The following is a 15,327-nucleotide window of genomic DNA, read 5'->3' on the forward strand; positions in this document are numbered from 1 at the left end:
GCCGGTCAGCCGGACGATTGAGCACGCAGAACGGCGATCTGCCGAGCCACCCGCGGCCCAAGAACGGAAAGCACGAGCAGCACACCGGTCACGACGATCTGCGACTGCGCCGAGACATCCTGAAGGCTCATCACGTTCTGCAGCGCGCCGAGCAGGAACACCCCGGCGATCGCACCACCCAACGTGCCCTTGCCACCGTCGAAGTCGATCCCGCCGAGCAACACCGCGGCCACGACCGACAGTTCGAGCCCCGTCGCGTTGTCGTAGCGGGCGCTGGCGTAGTGCAGGGCCCAGAAGACGCCGGTCAGCGAGGCCATCAACCCGGTCAGCGTGAACAGGAGCAGCTTCTGCCGCTTGACGCGGATGCCGGCGAACCGCGCGGCCTCCTCGCTGGCGCCGATGGCGAACAGCGAGCGTCCGAACGGCGTGGCGTGCAGCGCGACCACGGCGATGGCGAGCAGGACGAGGAACGGCAGGAAAGCGTACGGGATGAACGTGTCGCCGATGCGCCCGGACGCGAACTCCAGGTACTGCGAGGGGAAGTCGGTCACCGCGTCGGACCCGAGCACGATCTGCGCGATACCCCGGTAGGCGGCGAGCGTGCCGATGGTGACGGCGAGGGACGGCAGTCCCAGCCTGGTCACCAGCAGGCCGTTGACCAGCCCGCACACCACACCCAGCAACAGGCAGATCGGGATGATCGCCTCGATGGTCATGCCCTGGTTCCACAAGCCACCCATCACGGCACCGGACAGACCGGCGGTGGACGCCACGGACAGGTCGATCTCCCCGGACACCACCAGCAGGGTCATCGGCAGGGCGATGAGCGCGATCGGAAGCGTGCTGCCGATCAGGAACGACAGGTTGAGCGCGTTACCGAAGCCGTCGACGAACCCGAAGGAGAACAGCAGGACCACGACGAGCAGGGCGCCGACGACCGTATCCCAGCGGATCGCTCGGCTCAGGGAGATGTCAGCCATGGCGGGCGTTCCTCTTCTTCAGGGCGGAGGCCACGCGCAGCGCGACGACCCGGTCGACCGCGATCGCGAGGATGAGCAGGATGCCGTTGATGGCGAGCACCCAGACCGAGCTGACACCGAGGGCGGGCAGCACACTGTTGATGGAGGTCAGCAGCAGCGCGCCGAGGGCCGCGCCGTAGACGCTTCCGGAGCCGCCGGTGAAGACGACGCCGCCGACCACGACCGCGCTGACGACGGTCAGTTCGTAGCCGTTGCCGGTGCCGGAGTCGACGTTGCCGAACCGGGCGAGGTACATCGCGCCGGCGAGTCCGGCGAGGGCGCCGCAGAAGGTGTACGCGGCGAGGATCCGCTTGCGGACGGGGATGCCGGCGAGGCGCGCGGCCTCCGGGTTGGAGCCGAGGGCGTAGAGCTCGCGTCCGCTGCCGTAGTGCTTGAGGTAGTACGCCGTCGCCACCAGCACCGCGAGGGCGATCAGTGCCAGGTACGGCACCGCCCAGATGCCGCCGGAGCCGAAGTCGACGAACCCGCCGGGCAGATCGGCCGCGGTGATCTGGCGGGAGCCGACCCAGATGGAGTCGATGCCGCGGATGATGTAGAGCGTGCCGAGGGTGACGACGAGCGCGGGCACCTGGCCGAGGCTGACGAGGAGTCCGTTGAGCAGTCCGAAGCCGATGCCGAGCAGGACGGCCAGCGCGATCGCCACGACCGGGTTGCCGCCGCCCTGGAGATACGTTCCGGCGGCGAACGCGCTGATGCCGAGCGTGGATCCGACGGACAGGTCGACGTTCCTCGTGATGACCACCAGGGACTGGCCCGTGGCGACCAGTACCAGGATCGTCGCGTTCAGCAGCAGGTCCTTGATGCCCTGCTCGGACAGGAACTCGCTGTTGCCGGCCTGGGTGACGGCGATCATCACCAGGAACACGACCAGGATGGCGAGTTCGCGCATCTTGAAGACCCGGTCGACCAGCCGCGTGCCGCTCGACTTGGGCACGTCGGCCACGGGGGCCTCTCGGGGAGTGACGACCGTCATGCGGCGGCCCTCCCGGTGGCTGCGGCCATCACGGTTTCCTCGGTGGCGTCGGAGCGCGGGATCTCGGCGGTGAGGCGGCCCTCGTGCATCACCAGCACGCGGTCGGCCATGCCGAGGATCTCGGGCAGGTCGGAGGAGATCATCAGGACGGCCACGCCGTCGGCGGCCAGCTGGGACAGCAGCCGGTGCACCTCGGCCTTGGTGCCGACGTCGATGCCCCGGGTCGGCTCGTCGACGATCAGCACCTTGGGGCCGGTGGCCAGCCACTTGGCCAGCACGACCTTCTGCTGGTTGCCGCCGGACAGGGTGTTGACGGTGTCGGCGATCCGGGCGTACTTCACCTGGAGCTTGACGGCCCAGTCGAGGGAGCGGCTGCGCTCGGCACCGCGGTCCATGAGCCCGGCCCTGACGGTCGTACGGAGCCCGGTGAGGCCGATGTTCCGCTCGATGGACATGTCCATCACCAGGCCCTGGGCGCGCCGGTCCTCGGGGACCAGGGCGAGTCCGGCGGACATCGCGGTGGAGGGGGCGCCGTTGACGAGGGCCTTGCCCTGTACGGAGACCTCGCCCGCGTCCCAGCGGTCGATGCCGAACACGGCCCGGGCGACCTCGGTGCGGCCCGCGCCGACGAGCCCGGCGAGGCCGACGATCTCTCCGTGCCGCACCTCGAAGGAGACGTCGGTGAACACGCCCTCGCGGGTCAGACGGCGCACGCTCAGGGCGACTTCGCCCGGCGTCACGTCCTGCTTGGGGTACAGCTCGTCGAGGTCGCGACCGACCATGCGGCGCACGAGGTCGTCCTCGGTCATGCCGTCCAGGGGCTCGCTGGCGATCCAGGCGCCGTCGCGCAGGGTGGTGACCCGCCGGCAGATCTCGAAGATCTCCTCCAGCCGGTGGGAGATGAACAGCACGGCGGCGCCCTGGTCGCGCAGGGTGCGTACGACGCCGAAGAGGCGGGCGACCTCGCTGCCGGTGAGGGCGGCGGTCGGCTCGTCCATGATCAGGACGCGGGCGTCGAAGGAGAGGGCCTTGGCGATCTCGACGATCTGCTGGTCGGCGATGGACAGGCCGCGGGCGGGCCGGTCGGGGTCGAGTTCGACGCCGAGGCGCTCCATGAGGGCGGCGGTCGCGTTGTGCGTGGCCTTGTGGTCGATCCTGCCGAGGGCGCGCTTGGGGCGGCGGCCCATGTAGATGTTCTCGGCGATCGACAGGTCGGGGAAGAGCGTGGGCTCCTGGTAGATCACGGCGATGCCGGCGTCGCGGGCGTCGCCGGGGCCGTTGAAGACGACGGGCGCGCCGTCGAGCAGCACCTGGCCGGCGTCCGGCCGGTGCACTCCGGCGAGCGCCTTGATGAGGGTGGACTTGCCGGCGCCGTTCTCGCCGGCGAGGGCGTGCACCTCCCCGGGGAACAGCTCCAGGGAGACGTCCCGCAGTGCGCGGACCGCGCCGAAGGACTTGGACACGTCCCTCAGTGCCAGAACCGGGGCCGGACCCGTGGTGGACGGGTGGGTCATGAGGGCTCCTCGACGACGCCGGCAGGAGGCCCTCCCGGCGTCGTGAAAGGTTTCAACTGGGTTGCCGGGACGTTAGGCGGGCCGCGCATGTCACGTCAATGGGTACCGGTCGAAAATATTTCGACGCCAGTTCGAGGACAGAAGGTCACGCGCCGGTCACGGGAAACCGTGTGAGCCGGAGGGGTTGACACCCCTTCGGGGGGCCCATAGCTTCGCGTCCTGAATCGTTTCATTCAGTGGTCGTTACGACCCGATGCCACAGGAGCCCTGACGTGACCGAGCTCGCCGCGGCGAAGACCGCTCTCAAGACCCAGGCCGTCGAGACGCCGTCGTGGGCGTACGGGAACTCGGGCACCCGGTTCAAGGTGTTCGCGCAGGCGGGTGTGCCGCGCGATCCGTACGAGAAGCTGGACGACGCGGCGAAGGTGCACGAGTTCACGGGGGTCGCCCCGACGGTGGCCCTGCACATCCCGTGGGACAAGGTCGACGACTACTCGGCGCTGGCGAAGCACGCGGAGCGGCGTGGTGTGCGGCTCGGCGCGATCAACTCCAACACCTTCCAGGACGACGACTACAAGCTCGGGAGCATCTGCCATCCGGACGCGGCGGTGCGGCGCAAGGCCGTGGATCATCTCCTGGAGTGCGTCGACATCATGGACGCGACAGGGTCGACGGACCTGAAGCTGTGGTTCGCCGACGGGACGAACTATCCCGGGCAGGACGACATCCGGGGGCGGCAGGACCGTCTGGCCGAGGGGCTCGCGGAGGTCTACGAGCGGCTGGGCGAGGGGCAGCGGATGCTGCTGGAGTACAAGTTCTTCGAGCCGGCGTTCTACACGACGGATGTTCCGGACTGGGGCACCGCTTATGCGCACTGTCTGAAGCTCGGGCCGAAGGCGCAGGTCGTGGTCGACACGGGGCATCACGCGCCGGGGACCAATATCGAGTTCATCGTGGCGACGCTGTTGCGTGAGGGGAAGCTCGGGGCGTTCGACTTCAACTCGCGGTTCTACGCGGATGACGACCTGATGGTGGGGGCCGCGGATCCGTTCCAGTTGTTCCGGATCATGTACGAGGTGATTCGGGGTGGGGGGTTCACGCCTGAGGTCGCGTTCATGCTCGATCAGTGTCACAACATCGAGGCGAAGATTCCGGCGATCATTCGGTCGGTGATGAATGTGCAGGAGGCCACGGCGAAGGCGTTGCTGGTCGATGGGGATGCGCTGCGCGCGGCTCAGGGGGCGGGGGATGTGTTGGAGGCCAATGCCGTGGTGATGGACGCGTACAACACGGATGTGCGGCCGCTGCTTCGGGAGGTGCGGGAGGAAATGGGGTTGGACCCCGAGCCGATGGCGGCGTACCGGCGGTCCGGGTGGGCGGAGAAGATCGTTGCCGAGCGGGTTGGTGGGGAGCAGGCGGGGTGGGGTGCGTAAGCGTCCGCCGAGATCTGTTGTCCGCGGGGTGCGGGCCGGTTGTGGCTGGTCGCGCAGTTCCCCGCGCCCCTAGAAGATCCACTCTCCCTTGAAAGGAACTGGCATTCATGGCTATCCATCCTGAGGCCGCCGCGCTGCTCGCTCGTTCGCACCGGCTCGGGGCCGATCCCCGCAACACCAATTACGCGGGAGGCAACGCCTCCGCCAAGGGCACCGAGACCGATCCCGTCACCGGGGGTGATGTGGAGTTGATGTGGGTCAAGGGGTCCGGTGGGGATCTGGGGACGTTGACCGAGGGCGGGCTGGCCGTGTTGCGGCTGGATCGGATGCGGGCGCTGGTCGATGTGTATCCGGGGGTGGAGCGCGAGGACGAGATGGTCGCCGCGTTCGACTACTGCCTGCACGGGAAGGGTGGGGCGGCTCCTTCGATCGACACCGCCATGCATGGGCTGGTCGGGGCCGCGCATGTCGATCATCTGCATCCTGATTCCGGGATCGCGCTCGCCTGTGCGGCCGACGGGGAGAAGCTGACCGCCGAGTGTTTCGGGGACGGCGTGGTGTGGGTGCCCTGGCGGCGGCCCGGGTTCCAGCTCGGGCTGGACATCGCCGCCGTGAAGGAGGCCAATCCGCAGGCCATCGGGTGCGTGCTCGGCGGGCACGGGATCACCGCCTGGGGTGACACCTCCGAGGAGTGCGAGCGGAACTCGCTGCACATCATCCGGACCGCCGAGGCGTTCCTCGCCGAGCGGGGGAAGGCCGAGCCCTTCGGGCCGGTGATCGAGGGGTACGCCGCGCTGAGCGCCGGTGAGCGCCGGGAGCGGGCCGCCGCGCTCGCGCCGTACGTCCGTGCCCTCGCTTCCCAGGACCGGCCCCAGGTCGGGCACTTCGACGACTCCGAGGTCGTTCTCGACTTCCTCGCGAGCGCGGAGCATCCGCGGCTGGCCGCGCTGGGCACCTCCTGCCCGGACCACTTCCTGCGGACCAAGGTCCGGCCGCTCGTCCTCGACCTGCCGCCGGCCGCGCCGCTCGACGAGGCCGTCGCCCGGCTCAAGGAACTGCACGCCGGGTACCGCGAGGAGTACGCCGCCTACTACCAGCGGCACGCCCTGCCCGACTCCCCCGCCATGCGCGGCGCCGACCCGGCGATCGTGCTGGTCCCGGGGGTGGGGATGTTCTCGTTCGGCAAGGACAAGCAGACCGCCCGGGTGGCCGGGGAGTTCTACGTCAACGCCATCAATGTGATGCGGGGCGCCGAGGCCGTCTCCACGTACGCGCCGATCGAGGAGTCGGAGAAGTTCCGTATCGAGTACTGGGCGCTGGAGGAGGCCAAGCTTCAGCGGATGCCGAAGCCCAAGGCACTGGCCACACGGGTCGCGCTCGTCACGGGTGCGGGCAGCGGGATCGGGAAGGCCATCGCGCACCGGCTCGTGGCCGAGGGCGCGTGTGTGGTCGTCGCGGACCTCAACGGTGAGAACGCCCAAGCCGTCGCCGAGGAACTGGGCGGGGCGGACAAGGCGGTCGCCGTGACGGTGGACGTCACGTCAGAGGAGCAGATCGCCGAGGCGTTCCGGGCGGCCGTGCTGGCCTTCGGCGGAGTCGATCTCGTCGTCAACAACGCGGGCATCTCGATCTCCAAGCCGCTGCTGGAGACCTCCGCCAAGGACTGGGATCTGCAGCACGACATCATGGCGCGCGGGTCCTTCCTGGTGTCGCGGGAAGCGGCGCGGGTGATGATCGCGCAGGGGCTCGGGGGCGACATCGTCTACATCGCGTCGAAGAACGCCGTGTTCGCCGGGCCCAACAACATCGCCTACTCGGCCACCAAGGCCGACCAGGCCCACCAGGTGCGGCTGCTCGCCGCCGAGCTGGGCGAGCACGGCGTCCGGGTCAACGGCATCAACCCGGACGGTGTCGTGCGCGGGTCCGGGATCTTCGCCGGCGGGTGGGGGGCGAAGCGGGCCGCCGTGTACGGGGTCGAGGAGGAGAAGCTGGGTGAGTTCTACGCCCAGCGGACCATCCTCAAGCGCGAGGTGCTGCCCGAGCATGTCGCGGGCGCCGTCTTCGCCCTGACCGGCGGGGACCTGACCCACACCACCGGACTGCACATCCCGGTCGACGCCGGCGTCGCGGCCGCCTTCCTGCGATGAGCGCGGGTGTGAAGTCGTACGCCGCGGTCGACCTCGGCGCGTCCAGCGGGCGCGTCATGGCCGGCCGGGTCGGCTCGGACTCGCTGGAGCTGAGCGAGGCCCACCGCTTCCCCAACCGGCCGGTGCGAGTGCCGGAGGGGCTGCGCTGGGATGTGCTCGGGCTCTACGCCGGGGTGCTGGACGGGCTGCGGGCGGCCGGGCCGGTCGACTCCGTCGGCATCGACAGCTGGGCCGTGGACTACGGCCTGCTGGACGCCGACGGGGCGCTCCTCGGCAACCCGGTGCACTACCGCGACAGCCGTACCGAGGGCGTCGCGGAGAAGGTGTGGGCGACCGTGCCCGCCGAGGAGCTGTACGCGGCTACGGGGCTTCAGTACGCGCCCTTCAACACCCTGTATCAGCTGACCGCCGCCCGTTCCACCGCCCAGCTCGCCCAGGCCCGGCGGCTGTTGCTGATGCCGGATCTGCTGACGTACTGGCTGACCGGTGAGCAGGGCACGGAGCTGACCAACGCCTCGACGACCCAGCTGATCGATCCGCGCACGCGGGACTGGGCGTACGGGGTCGCGGAGCGGCTGGGCATCGATCTCGGGCTGTTCGCGCCGCTGCGGCAGCCCGGGGACCTGGCGGGGGTACTGCGGCCGGAGGTGCTGGAGGAGACGGGGCTGACCGGTCCCGTGCCGGTGACGGCCGTCGGGTCGCACGACACAGCGTCCGCCGTCGCCGCCGTACCGGCCTCGGGCGAGCGGTTCGCGTACATCTGCACCGGCACCTGGTCCCTGGCCGGTCTGGAGCTGGACACGCCGGTACTGACCGAGGAGAGCCGGGCGGCCAACTTCACCAACGAGCTGGGGCTGGACGGCACGGTCCGGTATCTGCGCAACATCATGGGGCTCTGGCTGCTCCAGGAGTGCGTGCGGGCCTGGGGCGAGACGGATCTGGGGGCGCTGCTGCTGGAGGCCTCCAAGGTGCCGGCGCTGCGGTCGGTCGTCGACGCCGGTGACGCGGCGTTCCTCGCGCCGGGGCGGATGCCCGAGCGGATCGCCGAGGCGTGCCGGGCCTCGGGGCAGCCCGTGCCCGGGTCGCCGGCCGAGGTGACGCGCTGCATCCTCGACTCCCTCGCCCTCGCGCACCGCAAGGCCGTGCGGGACGCGCAGCGGCTCGCCGGGCATCCGGTCGACGTCGTGCATGTGGTGGGCGGTGGCACGCGCAACGCGCTGCTGTGCCAGCTGACCGCCGACGCCTGCGGGCTGCCGGTGGTCGCCGGGCCGACTGAGGCGGCCGCCCTGGGGAACGTGCTGGTGCAGGCGCGGGCGCACGGTCTGGTCGGTGACCTGGCGGGGATGCGGCGGCTGCTCGTCCGTACGCAGCCGCTCACGCGGTACGAGCCGCGGGGCGGGACCGAGCGGTGGCGCGCCGCGCAGGACCGGCTCGCCGGGGACTGACGGGGTCTCCCCTGGCCCTCGTCCCCGCACTACGCTTCACTCATCCGATGATCGACCACTAGGAGCCGCGATGCGTGTCGCCCTGTTCCTGACCTGCGTCAACGACACGCTGTATCCGGACACCGGGCGCGCCGTGGTGAAACTGCTGACCAGACTGGGCGTCGACGTCGACTTCCCGATGGCGCAGACCTGCTGCGGACAGGCGCACTACAACACCGGATACCGTCACGAGGCCGAGCCGCTCGCCCGGCATTTCTCCGATGTCTTCGGTGCGTACGAGGCGATCGTGACGCCGTCCGGGTCGTGCGGGGCGATGGTGCGCGAGCTGTATCCGCGGATGGGCGAGCGGGCCCGGGCCGAGGGGCGTGGGGACACCCTGGCGGCCACGCTGGCGCCGGTGGTGCCGAAGACGTACGAGCTCACGGAGTTCCTGGTGGACGTGCTGGGCGTGACGGACGTCGGGGCGTACTACCCGCACACGGTGACGTACCACCCGACCTGTCACGGACTGCGCGGACTCGGGCTCGGCGACCGGCCGCGGCGGCTGCTCCAGGCCGTGAAGGGGCTGGAGCTTGCCGAGCTGCCGGGGGCCGACGAGTGCTGCGGGTTCGGCGGCACCTTCGCCCTGAAGAACGCCGATGTCTCGGCGGCGATGGGCACCGACAAGGTGCGCAACGCCGAGTCGACGGGCGCGGAGGTGCTGTGCGCGGCCGACAACTCCTGTCTGATGCACATCGGCGGGACGATGACCCGGCTGCGGACCGGCATGCGGCCGGTGCACATCGCGGAGATCCTGGCGAGCACGGAGGAGGAACCGGCCGTATGAGCGGGACGTATCTCGGCATGCCGGCGTTTCCGGAGGCCGCGCGGGAGGCCGTGGGCAACGAGACCCTGCGCGGCAATCTGCGGCACGCCACGCACACCATCCGCGCCAAGCGGGCGAAGGCCGTGACGGAGGTGTCCGACTGGGCCGAGCTGCGCGAGGCGGGCAAGCGGATCAAGGACCACACGCTGCGCCATCTCGACCGCTACCTGGAGCAGTTGGAGGAGTCGGTCACGGCGGCGGGCGGCATCGTCCACTGGGCCGCCGACGCGGACGAGGCCAACGAGATCGTCACCCAGCTCGTGAAGATGACCGGCGAGTCGGAGGTCGTCAAGGTCAAGTCGATGGCCACGCAGGAGATCGGGCTCAACGAAGCACTGGAGGCCGAGGGCATCCACGCCTACGAGACCGATCTCGCCGAGCTGATCGTGCAGTTGGGCAAGGACCGGCCCTCGCACATCCTCGTCCCGGCCATCCACCGCAACCGGGGCGAGATCCGGGACATCTTCCGCTCCGAGATGAGCGAGTGGGGCCGCCCGGCCCCCGAGGGCCTGACCGACACGCCCGCCGAACTCGCCGAGGCGGCCCGGCTGCATCTGCGGGAGAAGTTCCTGCGCGCCAAGGTCGGCATCTCCGGCGCCAACTTCATGGTCGCCGAGACGGGCACCCTGGTGGTCGTGGAGTCGGAGGGCAACGGCCGGATGTGCCTGACCCTGCCCGAGACGCTGATCTCGGTCGTCGGCATCGAGAAGATCGTGCCCACGTGGCAGGACCTGGAGGTGTTCCTGCAGACCCTCCCCCGTTCCTCGACGGCCGAGCGCATGAACCCGTACACATCCACCTGGACCGGCACGACCGGTCAGGACGGGCCGAGCACCTTCCATCTGGTGCTGCTGGACAACGGCCGCACCGACACCCTCGCCGACGAGGTCGGCCGGCAGGCGCTGCGCTGCATCCGCTGCTCGGCGTGTCTCAACGTCTGCCCGGTGTACGAGCGGGCCGGCGGCCACGCCTACGGATCGGTGTACCCGGGCCCGATCGGCGCGATCCTCAGCCCCCAGCTGCGGGGCACGGCCAGCGAGATCGACGCCTCGCTGCCGTACGCGTCCTCGCTGTGCGGGGCGTGCTACGAGGTGTGCCCGGTCGCCATCGACATCCCGGAGGTGCTGGTGCATCTGCGGGAACGGGTCGTGGAGGGCGGTGAGGTCACCCGGGAGGGCAACAAGGTGGTGCTGCGGCCCGCGAAGGGGCATGCCGCCGAGCGTGCGGCGATGCGGGCGGCCCGCTGGGCGTTCACGCACCCGGGCGCGCTGCGCACCGGCCAGCGCGCCGCCTCCCGGACCCGTCGTTTCCATCCCCGTACGCTGCCGGGGCCCGGCCGGGCCTGGAGCGGGACCCGGGATCTGCCGCCGGTGCCCGCCGAACCGTTCCGGGACTGGTGGCAGCGCACGCGTGGCGGGAAGGACGGGGCCAAGTGAACAGCAGGGAGCGGATCCTGGGCCGGGTGCGGCGCGCGTTGGCCGACGTGCCGCGGGACGACACCCCGTACGAGCAGGCGTTTTCGCGTGACTATGTGCGCGAGCACGGGGACCGGAGTGTCGAGCAGACCGTCGAGTTGCTGGCCGAGAACCTGGCGGACTACCGGGCCGTCGTGCACCGCACGGACGCCGAGGGGCTGGCCGCGCTGATCGCGGGGCTGCTCGACAAGCGCGGGTCGGCTTCGGTGCTGGCGCCGCCCGGGCTGGACTCGGCGTGGCTGGAGCGGACCGGGGTGACTCGGGTGGCGGACCGGGCGGAGAGCACTCCGGCCGAACTCGACCGGGTGGACAGCGTGGTGACGGCTTGTGCGGTGGCGATCGCGGAGACCGGGACGATCGTGCTGGACGGCTCGCCCGACCAGGGCCGGCGCCGGATCACCCTCGTCCCGGACCACCACATCTGCGTGGTCCGCGTTCCCGGGCAGGTCGTCTCGTCGGTGCCGCAGGGCCTCGAACGCCTCGACCCGGCGCGGCCGTTGACCTGGATCTCCGGGCCGTCGGCGACCAGTGACATCGAGCTGGACCGGGTCGAGGGGGTGCACGGTCCGCGCACCCTGGAGGTGATCCTCGTCGGCGAGGACTGATTCAGGGCAGGATCGAGTCGACGTAGCCGCCGTCGACGCGCAGGGCACCGCCCGTGGTCGCGGAGGCCTGGTCGGAGCCGAGGTAGACGACCATGTTGGCGATCTCCTCCGGCTCGATCAGCCGCTGGAGCAGGGACTGCGGACGGTGCTGTCGCATGAAGGCGCGCTGGGCCTCGTCCCAGGGCAGGTCGCGGTCGACGAGCTGGTAGACGAAGTCCTCGACGCCGCCGGTGTGGGTCGGCCCGGCGATGACGGAGTTCACCGTGACTCCGGTGCCGGCCGCCTGCTTGGCGAAGCCCCGGCTCACCGCGAGCAGGGCGGTCTTGGACATGCCGTAGTGGATCATCTCGGCGGGGATGACGACCGCCGAGTCGCTGGCGATGTACTGCACCCGTCCCCAGCCGCGTTCGGTCATGCCGGGCAGGACGAGCCGGGTGAGGCGTACGGCGGCCAGGACGTTGACCTCGAAGTAGCGCCGCCACTCGTCGTCGCTGATCTCCAGGGGGTCCGCGGACTCGAAGACGCCGAGGTTGTTGACGAGGATGTCCACCTGCCCCAGGGTGTCCACCGCCTGCCGCGCGCCCTCTTCGGTCGTCACGTCTGCGGCCACGGGCACCAGGTCGGCGCCGGGGGCCTCGCCCCGCATCCGGTCCACGGCCTCCTGCACCCGCCCGGACGAGCGGCCGTTGACACCCACCCTGGCGCCCGCCCGGGCCAGGCCCGAGGCGATCGCGGCGCCGATGCCCTGCGTGGAGCCGGTCACCAGCGCGGTGCGGCCCTTCAGATCGATCTGCATGCCTGTCAACCCTTTCCGTGCCGGTCTGATCGGGTACCCCCGGGGTGTCGCTGAGTACACCCTCCGATACGGGTTCTGCGGCCAGTGTGGTCACGTCACCTTCTCCGTAGCGTCGAGGACGAGACACAGGGCGTGTCGGACGAAGGGGGACGACGATGGTGCGCACGAGGGGCCCACGACAGGACCAGGAACCGGGACCCGCCGTCGAGGCGCTGCGGCTGGTCAAGGTCACCAAGACGTACGGGAGCGCCGACAGCGCCGTGACCGCCCTGGACGGTGTGACGCTCGGTCTGGGGCGTGGCACGTTCACGGCGGTGATGGGGCCGTCCGGTTCCGGCAAGTCGACGCTGCTGCAGTGCGCGGCGGGTCTCGACCGGCCCGACAGCGGGATCGTGCAGGTCGACGGCACCGAGTTGACGGGTGGCGGCGAGGCCGAGCTGACGAAGTTCCGGCGCGGACGGATCGGGTTCGTGTTCCAGCAGTACAACCTGCTGGAGACACTGACCGTCGCTCAGAACACGGTGCTGCCGCTGAAGCTGGCCGGGCGGCGGGTGGACCGGCAGCGGGTCCGCGAGGTGCTGACGGCGGTGGGACTGGGTGACCGGCTCGGACACCGGCCCGATCAGCTGTCGGGCGGTCAGCGCCAGCGGGTCGCGATCGCCCGGGCGCTCGTCACCGAACCGCGGGTGATCTTCGCGGACGAGCCGACGGGCGCGCTGGACACGCGCAGCGCGCGGGACGTGCTGCGGCTGCTCCGGCAGGCGGTGCGGGTGCACGGCCGGACCGTGGTGATGGTGACGCACGACCCGGTCGCCGCCTCGTACGCCGACACCGTGCTGTTCCTGGCGGACGGCCGGCTCGCGGGCCGGATGGACGCGCCGACGGCCGACGCGGTCGCGGAGCGGCTGGCGCACCTGGGCGACGACGTGCGAGCGGGGGTGTGAGCCGTGTTCGTTCTCGCGATGCGGTCGATACGGCAGCGGCCCGGGCGGTTCCTCGCGACCCTGCTGTCCGCGTTCCTCGGCGCGACGATCGTCATGACGTTCAACTCGATGCACGACACGGCCGGGCAGCCGGGCGTGGACCCGGTGAGCAAGGAGACCCTCTCCACCGCCGCGGGCGTGGTCGGCGGCTACGGCACCCTGCTGGTGTTCTTCGCGATCGCCTCGACGCTGACGGTGAACGTGCGTCAGCGGGCCGCCGAGATGGAGCTGTTGCGCTGCTCGGGGGCGACTCCGGCGCAGATCAAGCGGATGGTCGTGGGTGAGGCGCTGGCCGTGGCCCTGGTGGGCGCGGCGCTGGCGGTCGTCCCGGCGCTGCTCGGCGGCCGGGCGCTGCTGGAGGTGTTCCAGGACAGCGGTCAGGTCGCGCGGTCCGTCGGCCACTCCTTCGGTCCGGTGGCGCTTTCGTCCGGCATCGGCATCACGCTGTCCGCCGCCGTGGGGGCCGCGTTCCTCGCCGTGCGGCGGGCGACGGGCGGGAGCCGGCAGCGGGGCCGGGCGCGGACGGTCCTCGCCTACGCGGCTCTGGTGGCGGGTGCCGCGTCGGCGACCTCGACGTTCGTGTTCTCGGCGACGGACGCCGCGCTGATGGCGCCGCCGGCGTACGGGGCGATCCTGCTGTCCGTCGGCTGCGCGCTGCGGGCGCCGCGGCTGCTGGCGGCCGTGCTGGACCGGCTGCCGCTCGGCGGCGCGAGCGGCTGGCTGGCGGTGCGCAATCTGCGCGAGCGGGCCGGGCAGCTCGCCGGGATCCTGATGTCGCTGATCCTGTTCACGGCGGTCGCCACGGCGACGCTGACCATGCAGGCGGTGGAGAGCGATGCCGTCGAGGCTTCGGGAACGGTCAAGTCGGTCGACGCGAAGAACCTCGAGACGCTCAACTTCACGGTCGTCGGGATCATCGTGGTCTTCGTGTGCGTCATGCTGGTCAACTCGCTTTACGCGGCGACCAGTTACCGGGTCCGGGAGTTCGGGCAGCAGCGCCTCGCGGGGGCGACTCCGGGGCAGGTGCTCGGGCTGGTGGGGGTCGAAGGGCTGATCCTGATGGTCACGGGGGTGTTCTTCGGCACGCTGGCGGCGCTGGCGGGGGTCGTGCCCTTCACCGTGGCGCGCACCGACGAGGTGGTGCCGGGTGAGTTCTTCGGCATCGGCGCGGCGGTCGTCGCGGTCGCGGCGGTGGTGACGCTGGGCACGAGCCTGGCCACGGCCCGGCGGACGTTGCGCACTCCGGCTGTCGGGGCGGTCGCGGTGGCGTGACGAACAGGACGGTTGCGAGGGTCGCTGCGGCGGCCGCGAGGGGGGGCGGTCGCTGCGGCGGCCGACCCTTCACCGCATGGCGGACGCGTCCAGCAGCGCGGTCACGGTCGCCGTGGTCAGGCCGTCCAGCGTCTCGATGCCGGCCCCCGCCCGGGCTCCGGCCCCGTCGAAGACCAGCATCAGCTGCCGGGCGAGCAGCTCCGCGTCCCGCGCTCCGCCCTCCTCGGCCCGCGCGCGGAAGAAGCCCAGCAGCCACTCCTTCGCCCCTCGGGCGACCGCACTGGCCGGGTGCTCGGGGTCTTTGAGTTCGACCAGCGCGGCGAGGTAGGGGCAGCCCTGGTAGGCGGGTTCGGCGGAGGCCTTCTCCAGTTTTTCGAAGACGTGCAGGATCCGCTCGCGCGGAGTGCCGGTCTCCTCCTGCGGGCCGGGCACCAGCCGTGCCTCGTACTCCGGGAGCCGCCGGGCCAGGCTCGCCGCCAGGACCTCGTCCTTGCTCGCGAAGAGCTGGTACATGGACCGCTTCGAGACCCCGGCGCTGCGGCACAGCGCCTCCACGCCGACGGAGACGCCCTCGCGGTAGAAGATCTCGGCCGCCGCGTCGAGCAGCCGGTCCCTGGTGGACGCCTTGTCTGTGGTGGCCATGGAGGTGAGGCTACCCCGTCCCGGGAAGCGGGGAAACCGATCGGTCTACCACCTTCCGGTAAGCGGAACCCCCGTGACATCCTGGCTGAACAAGCGCTTGGATAGTGCTCTGACCATCGCCGCCGCTCTGGAGGCCC

The 15,327-nt window shown here is 71.0% G+C and carries 13 protein-coding genes; 8 read left to right on the plus strand and 5 right to left on the minus strand.

The features are described 5' to 3' along the window. Positions 1-5: 5 nt before the first annotated feature. From ACZ58V_RS07580 to ACZ58V_RS07590, 3 genes are read right to left on the minus strand one after another with little or no spacing between them, the layout of a single operon-like run. Complete coding sequence (locus tag ACZ58V_RS07580) at positions 6-980, minus strand: ABC transporter permease (protein WP_468185794.1); 975 nt, start codon at positions 978-980, stop codon at positions 6-8. Continuing rightward, complete coding sequence (locus tag ACZ58V_RS07585; RefSeq protein ID WP_382577205.1) at positions 973-2,013, minus strand: ABC transporter permease; 1,041 nt, start codon at positions 2,011-2,013, stop codon at positions 973-975. The genes ACZ58V_RS07580 and ACZ58V_RS07585 overlap by 8 nt, the downstream gene beginning before the upstream one ends. Beyond that, a complete protein-coding gene (locus tag ACZ58V_RS07590) occupies positions 2,010-3,527 on the minus strand; it encodes a sugar ABC transporter ATP-binding protein (RefSeq protein ID WP_468185791.1) in 1,518 nt (505 codons plus the stop codon). The genes ACZ58V_RS07585 and ACZ58V_RS07590 overlap by 4 nt, the downstream gene beginning before the upstream one ends. 272 nt (positions 3,528-3,799) lie before the next feature. Between ACZ58V_RS07590 and rhaI the strand changes: the two genes are divergently transcribed. The 6 genes from rhaI (at position 3,800) to ACZ58V_RS07620 (ending at position 11,497) form a co-directional block, all read left to right on the plus strand. After that, a complete protein-coding gene (gene rhaI, locus ACZ58V_RS07595) occupies positions 3,800-4,960 on the plus strand; it encodes an L-rhamnose isomerase (protein WP_468185788.1) in 1,161 nt (386 codons plus the stop codon). Between the two features lie 107 nt (positions 4,961-5,067). Continuing rightward, positions 5,068-7,107, plus strand: coding sequence for a bifunctional aldolase/short-chain dehydrogenase (locus ACZ58V_RS07600; protein WP_468185786.1), 2,040 nt, complete (start codon positions 5,068-5,070; stop codon positions 7,105-7,107). Beyond that, positions 7,104-8,552: a rhamnulokinase gene (locus tag ACZ58V_RS07605; RefSeq protein ID WP_468185783.1), complete on the plus strand. Its 1,449-nt coding sequence runs from the start codon at positions 7,104-7,106 to the stop codon at positions 8,550-8,552. The genes ACZ58V_RS07600 and ACZ58V_RS07605 overlap by 4 nt, the downstream gene beginning before the upstream one ends. A 70-nt stretch (positions 8,553-8,622) precedes the next feature. Beyond that, positions 8,623-9,378, plus strand: a complete 756-nt coding sequence (locus tag ACZ58V_RS07610; RefSeq protein ID WP_468185780.1) for a (Fe-S)-binding protein — start codon at positions 8,623-8,625, stop codon at positions 9,376-9,378. Then, positions 9,375-10,853, plus strand: a complete 1,479-nt coding sequence (locus tag ACZ58V_RS07615; RefSeq protein ID WP_471288889.1) for a LutB/LldF family L-lactate oxidation iron-sulfur protein — start codon at positions 9,375-9,377, stop codon at positions 10,851-10,853. Before ACZ58V_RS07610 ends, ACZ58V_RS07615 begins: the two co-directional genes overlap by 4 nt. Next, positions 10,850-11,497, plus strand: a complete 648-nt coding sequence (locus tag ACZ58V_RS07620) for a LutC/YkgG family protein (protein WP_468185774.1) — start codon at positions 10,850-10,852, stop codon at positions 11,495-11,497. Before ACZ58V_RS07615 ends, ACZ58V_RS07620 begins: the two co-directional genes overlap by 4 nt. Before the next feature lies 1 nt (position 11,498). Here ACZ58V_RS07620 and ACZ58V_RS07625 read toward each other — a convergent pair whose 3' ends face one another. After that, positions 11,499-12,293 (minus strand): SDR family NAD(P)-dependent oxidoreductase, encoded by a 795-nt coding sequence (locus ACZ58V_RS07625; protein ID WP_471288892.1) that lies wholly within the window; start codon positions 12,291-12,293, stop codon positions 11,499-11,501. Between the two features lie 155 nt (positions 12,294-12,448). Between ACZ58V_RS07625 and ACZ58V_RS07630 the strand changes: the two genes are divergently transcribed. Continuing rightward, on the plus strand, positions 12,449-13,237 hold the full coding sequence (locus tag ACZ58V_RS07630; RefSeq protein WP_468185768.1) for an ABC transporter ATP-binding protein: 789 nt from the start codon (positions 12,449-12,451) through the stop codon (positions 13,235-13,237). A 3-nt stretch (positions 13,238-13,240) separates the two neighbouring features. Continuing rightward, positions 13,241-14,548 carry an FtsX-like permease family protein gene (locus tag ACZ58V_RS07635; RefSeq protein ID WP_471288894.1) on the plus strand — a complete coding sequence of 436 codons (1,308 nt, stop codon included), beginning with the start codon at positions 13,241-13,243 and terminating at the stop codon, positions 14,546-14,548. A 69-nt stretch (positions 14,549-14,617) separates the two neighbouring features. Here the strand turns inward: ACZ58V_RS07635 and ACZ58V_RS07640 are convergent, their stop codons facing one another. Beyond that, a complete protein-coding gene (locus tag ACZ58V_RS07640) occupies positions 14,618-15,190 on the minus strand; it encodes a TetR/AcrR family transcriptional regulator (protein WP_468185761.1) in 573 nt (190 codons plus the stop codon). Positions 15,191-15,327: the final 137 nt, after the last annotated feature.

It is taken from the genome of Streptomyces sp. NPDC040589 (assembly GCF_055594445.1).

Excerpts from the sequence above, each read along its gene's own strand:
- ACZ58V_RS07640 (WP_468185761.1), bottom strand. The coding sequence starts at position 15,190 with ATGGCCACCACAGACAAGGCGTCCACCAGGGACCGGCTGCTCGACGCG.
- ACZ58V_RS07630 (WP_468185768.1), top strand. The coding sequence starts at position 12,449 with ATGGTGCGCACGAGGGGCCCACGACAGGACCAGGAACCGGGACCCGCC.
- ACZ58V_RS07605 (WP_468185783.1), top strand. The coding sequence starts at position 7,104 with ATGAGCGCGGGTGTGAAGTCGTACGCCGCGGTCGACCTCGGCGCGTCC.
- ACZ58V_RS07625 (WP_471288892.1), bottom strand. The coding sequence starts at position 12,293 with ATGCAGATCGATCTGAAGGGCCGCACCGCGCTGGTGACCGGCTCCACG.
- ACZ58V_RS07600 (WP_468185786.1), top strand. The coding sequence starts at position 5,068 with ATGGCTATCCATCCTGAGGCCGCCGCGCTGCTCGCTCGTTCGCACCGG.
- ACZ58V_RS07585 (WP_382577205.1), bottom strand. The coding sequence starts at position 2,013 with ATGACGGTCGTCACTCCCCGAGAGGCCCCCGTGGCCGACGTGCCCAAG.
- ACZ58V_RS07615 (WP_471288889.1), top strand. The coding sequence starts at position 9,375 with ATGAGCGGGACGTATCTCGGCATGCCGGCGTTTCCGGAGGCCGCGCGG.
- ACZ58V_RS07590 (WP_468185791.1), bottom strand. The coding sequence starts at position 3,527 with ATGACCCACCCGTCCACCACGGGTCCGGCCCCGGTTCTGGCACTGAGG.
- ACZ58V_RS07610 (WP_468185780.1), top strand. The coding sequence starts at position 8,623 with ATGCGTGTCGCCCTGTTCCTGACCTGCGTCAACGACACGCTGTATCCG.
- ACZ58V_RS07580 (WP_468185794.1), bottom strand. The coding sequence starts at position 980 with ATGGCTGACATCTCCCTGAGCCGAGCGATCCGCTGGGATACGGTCGTC.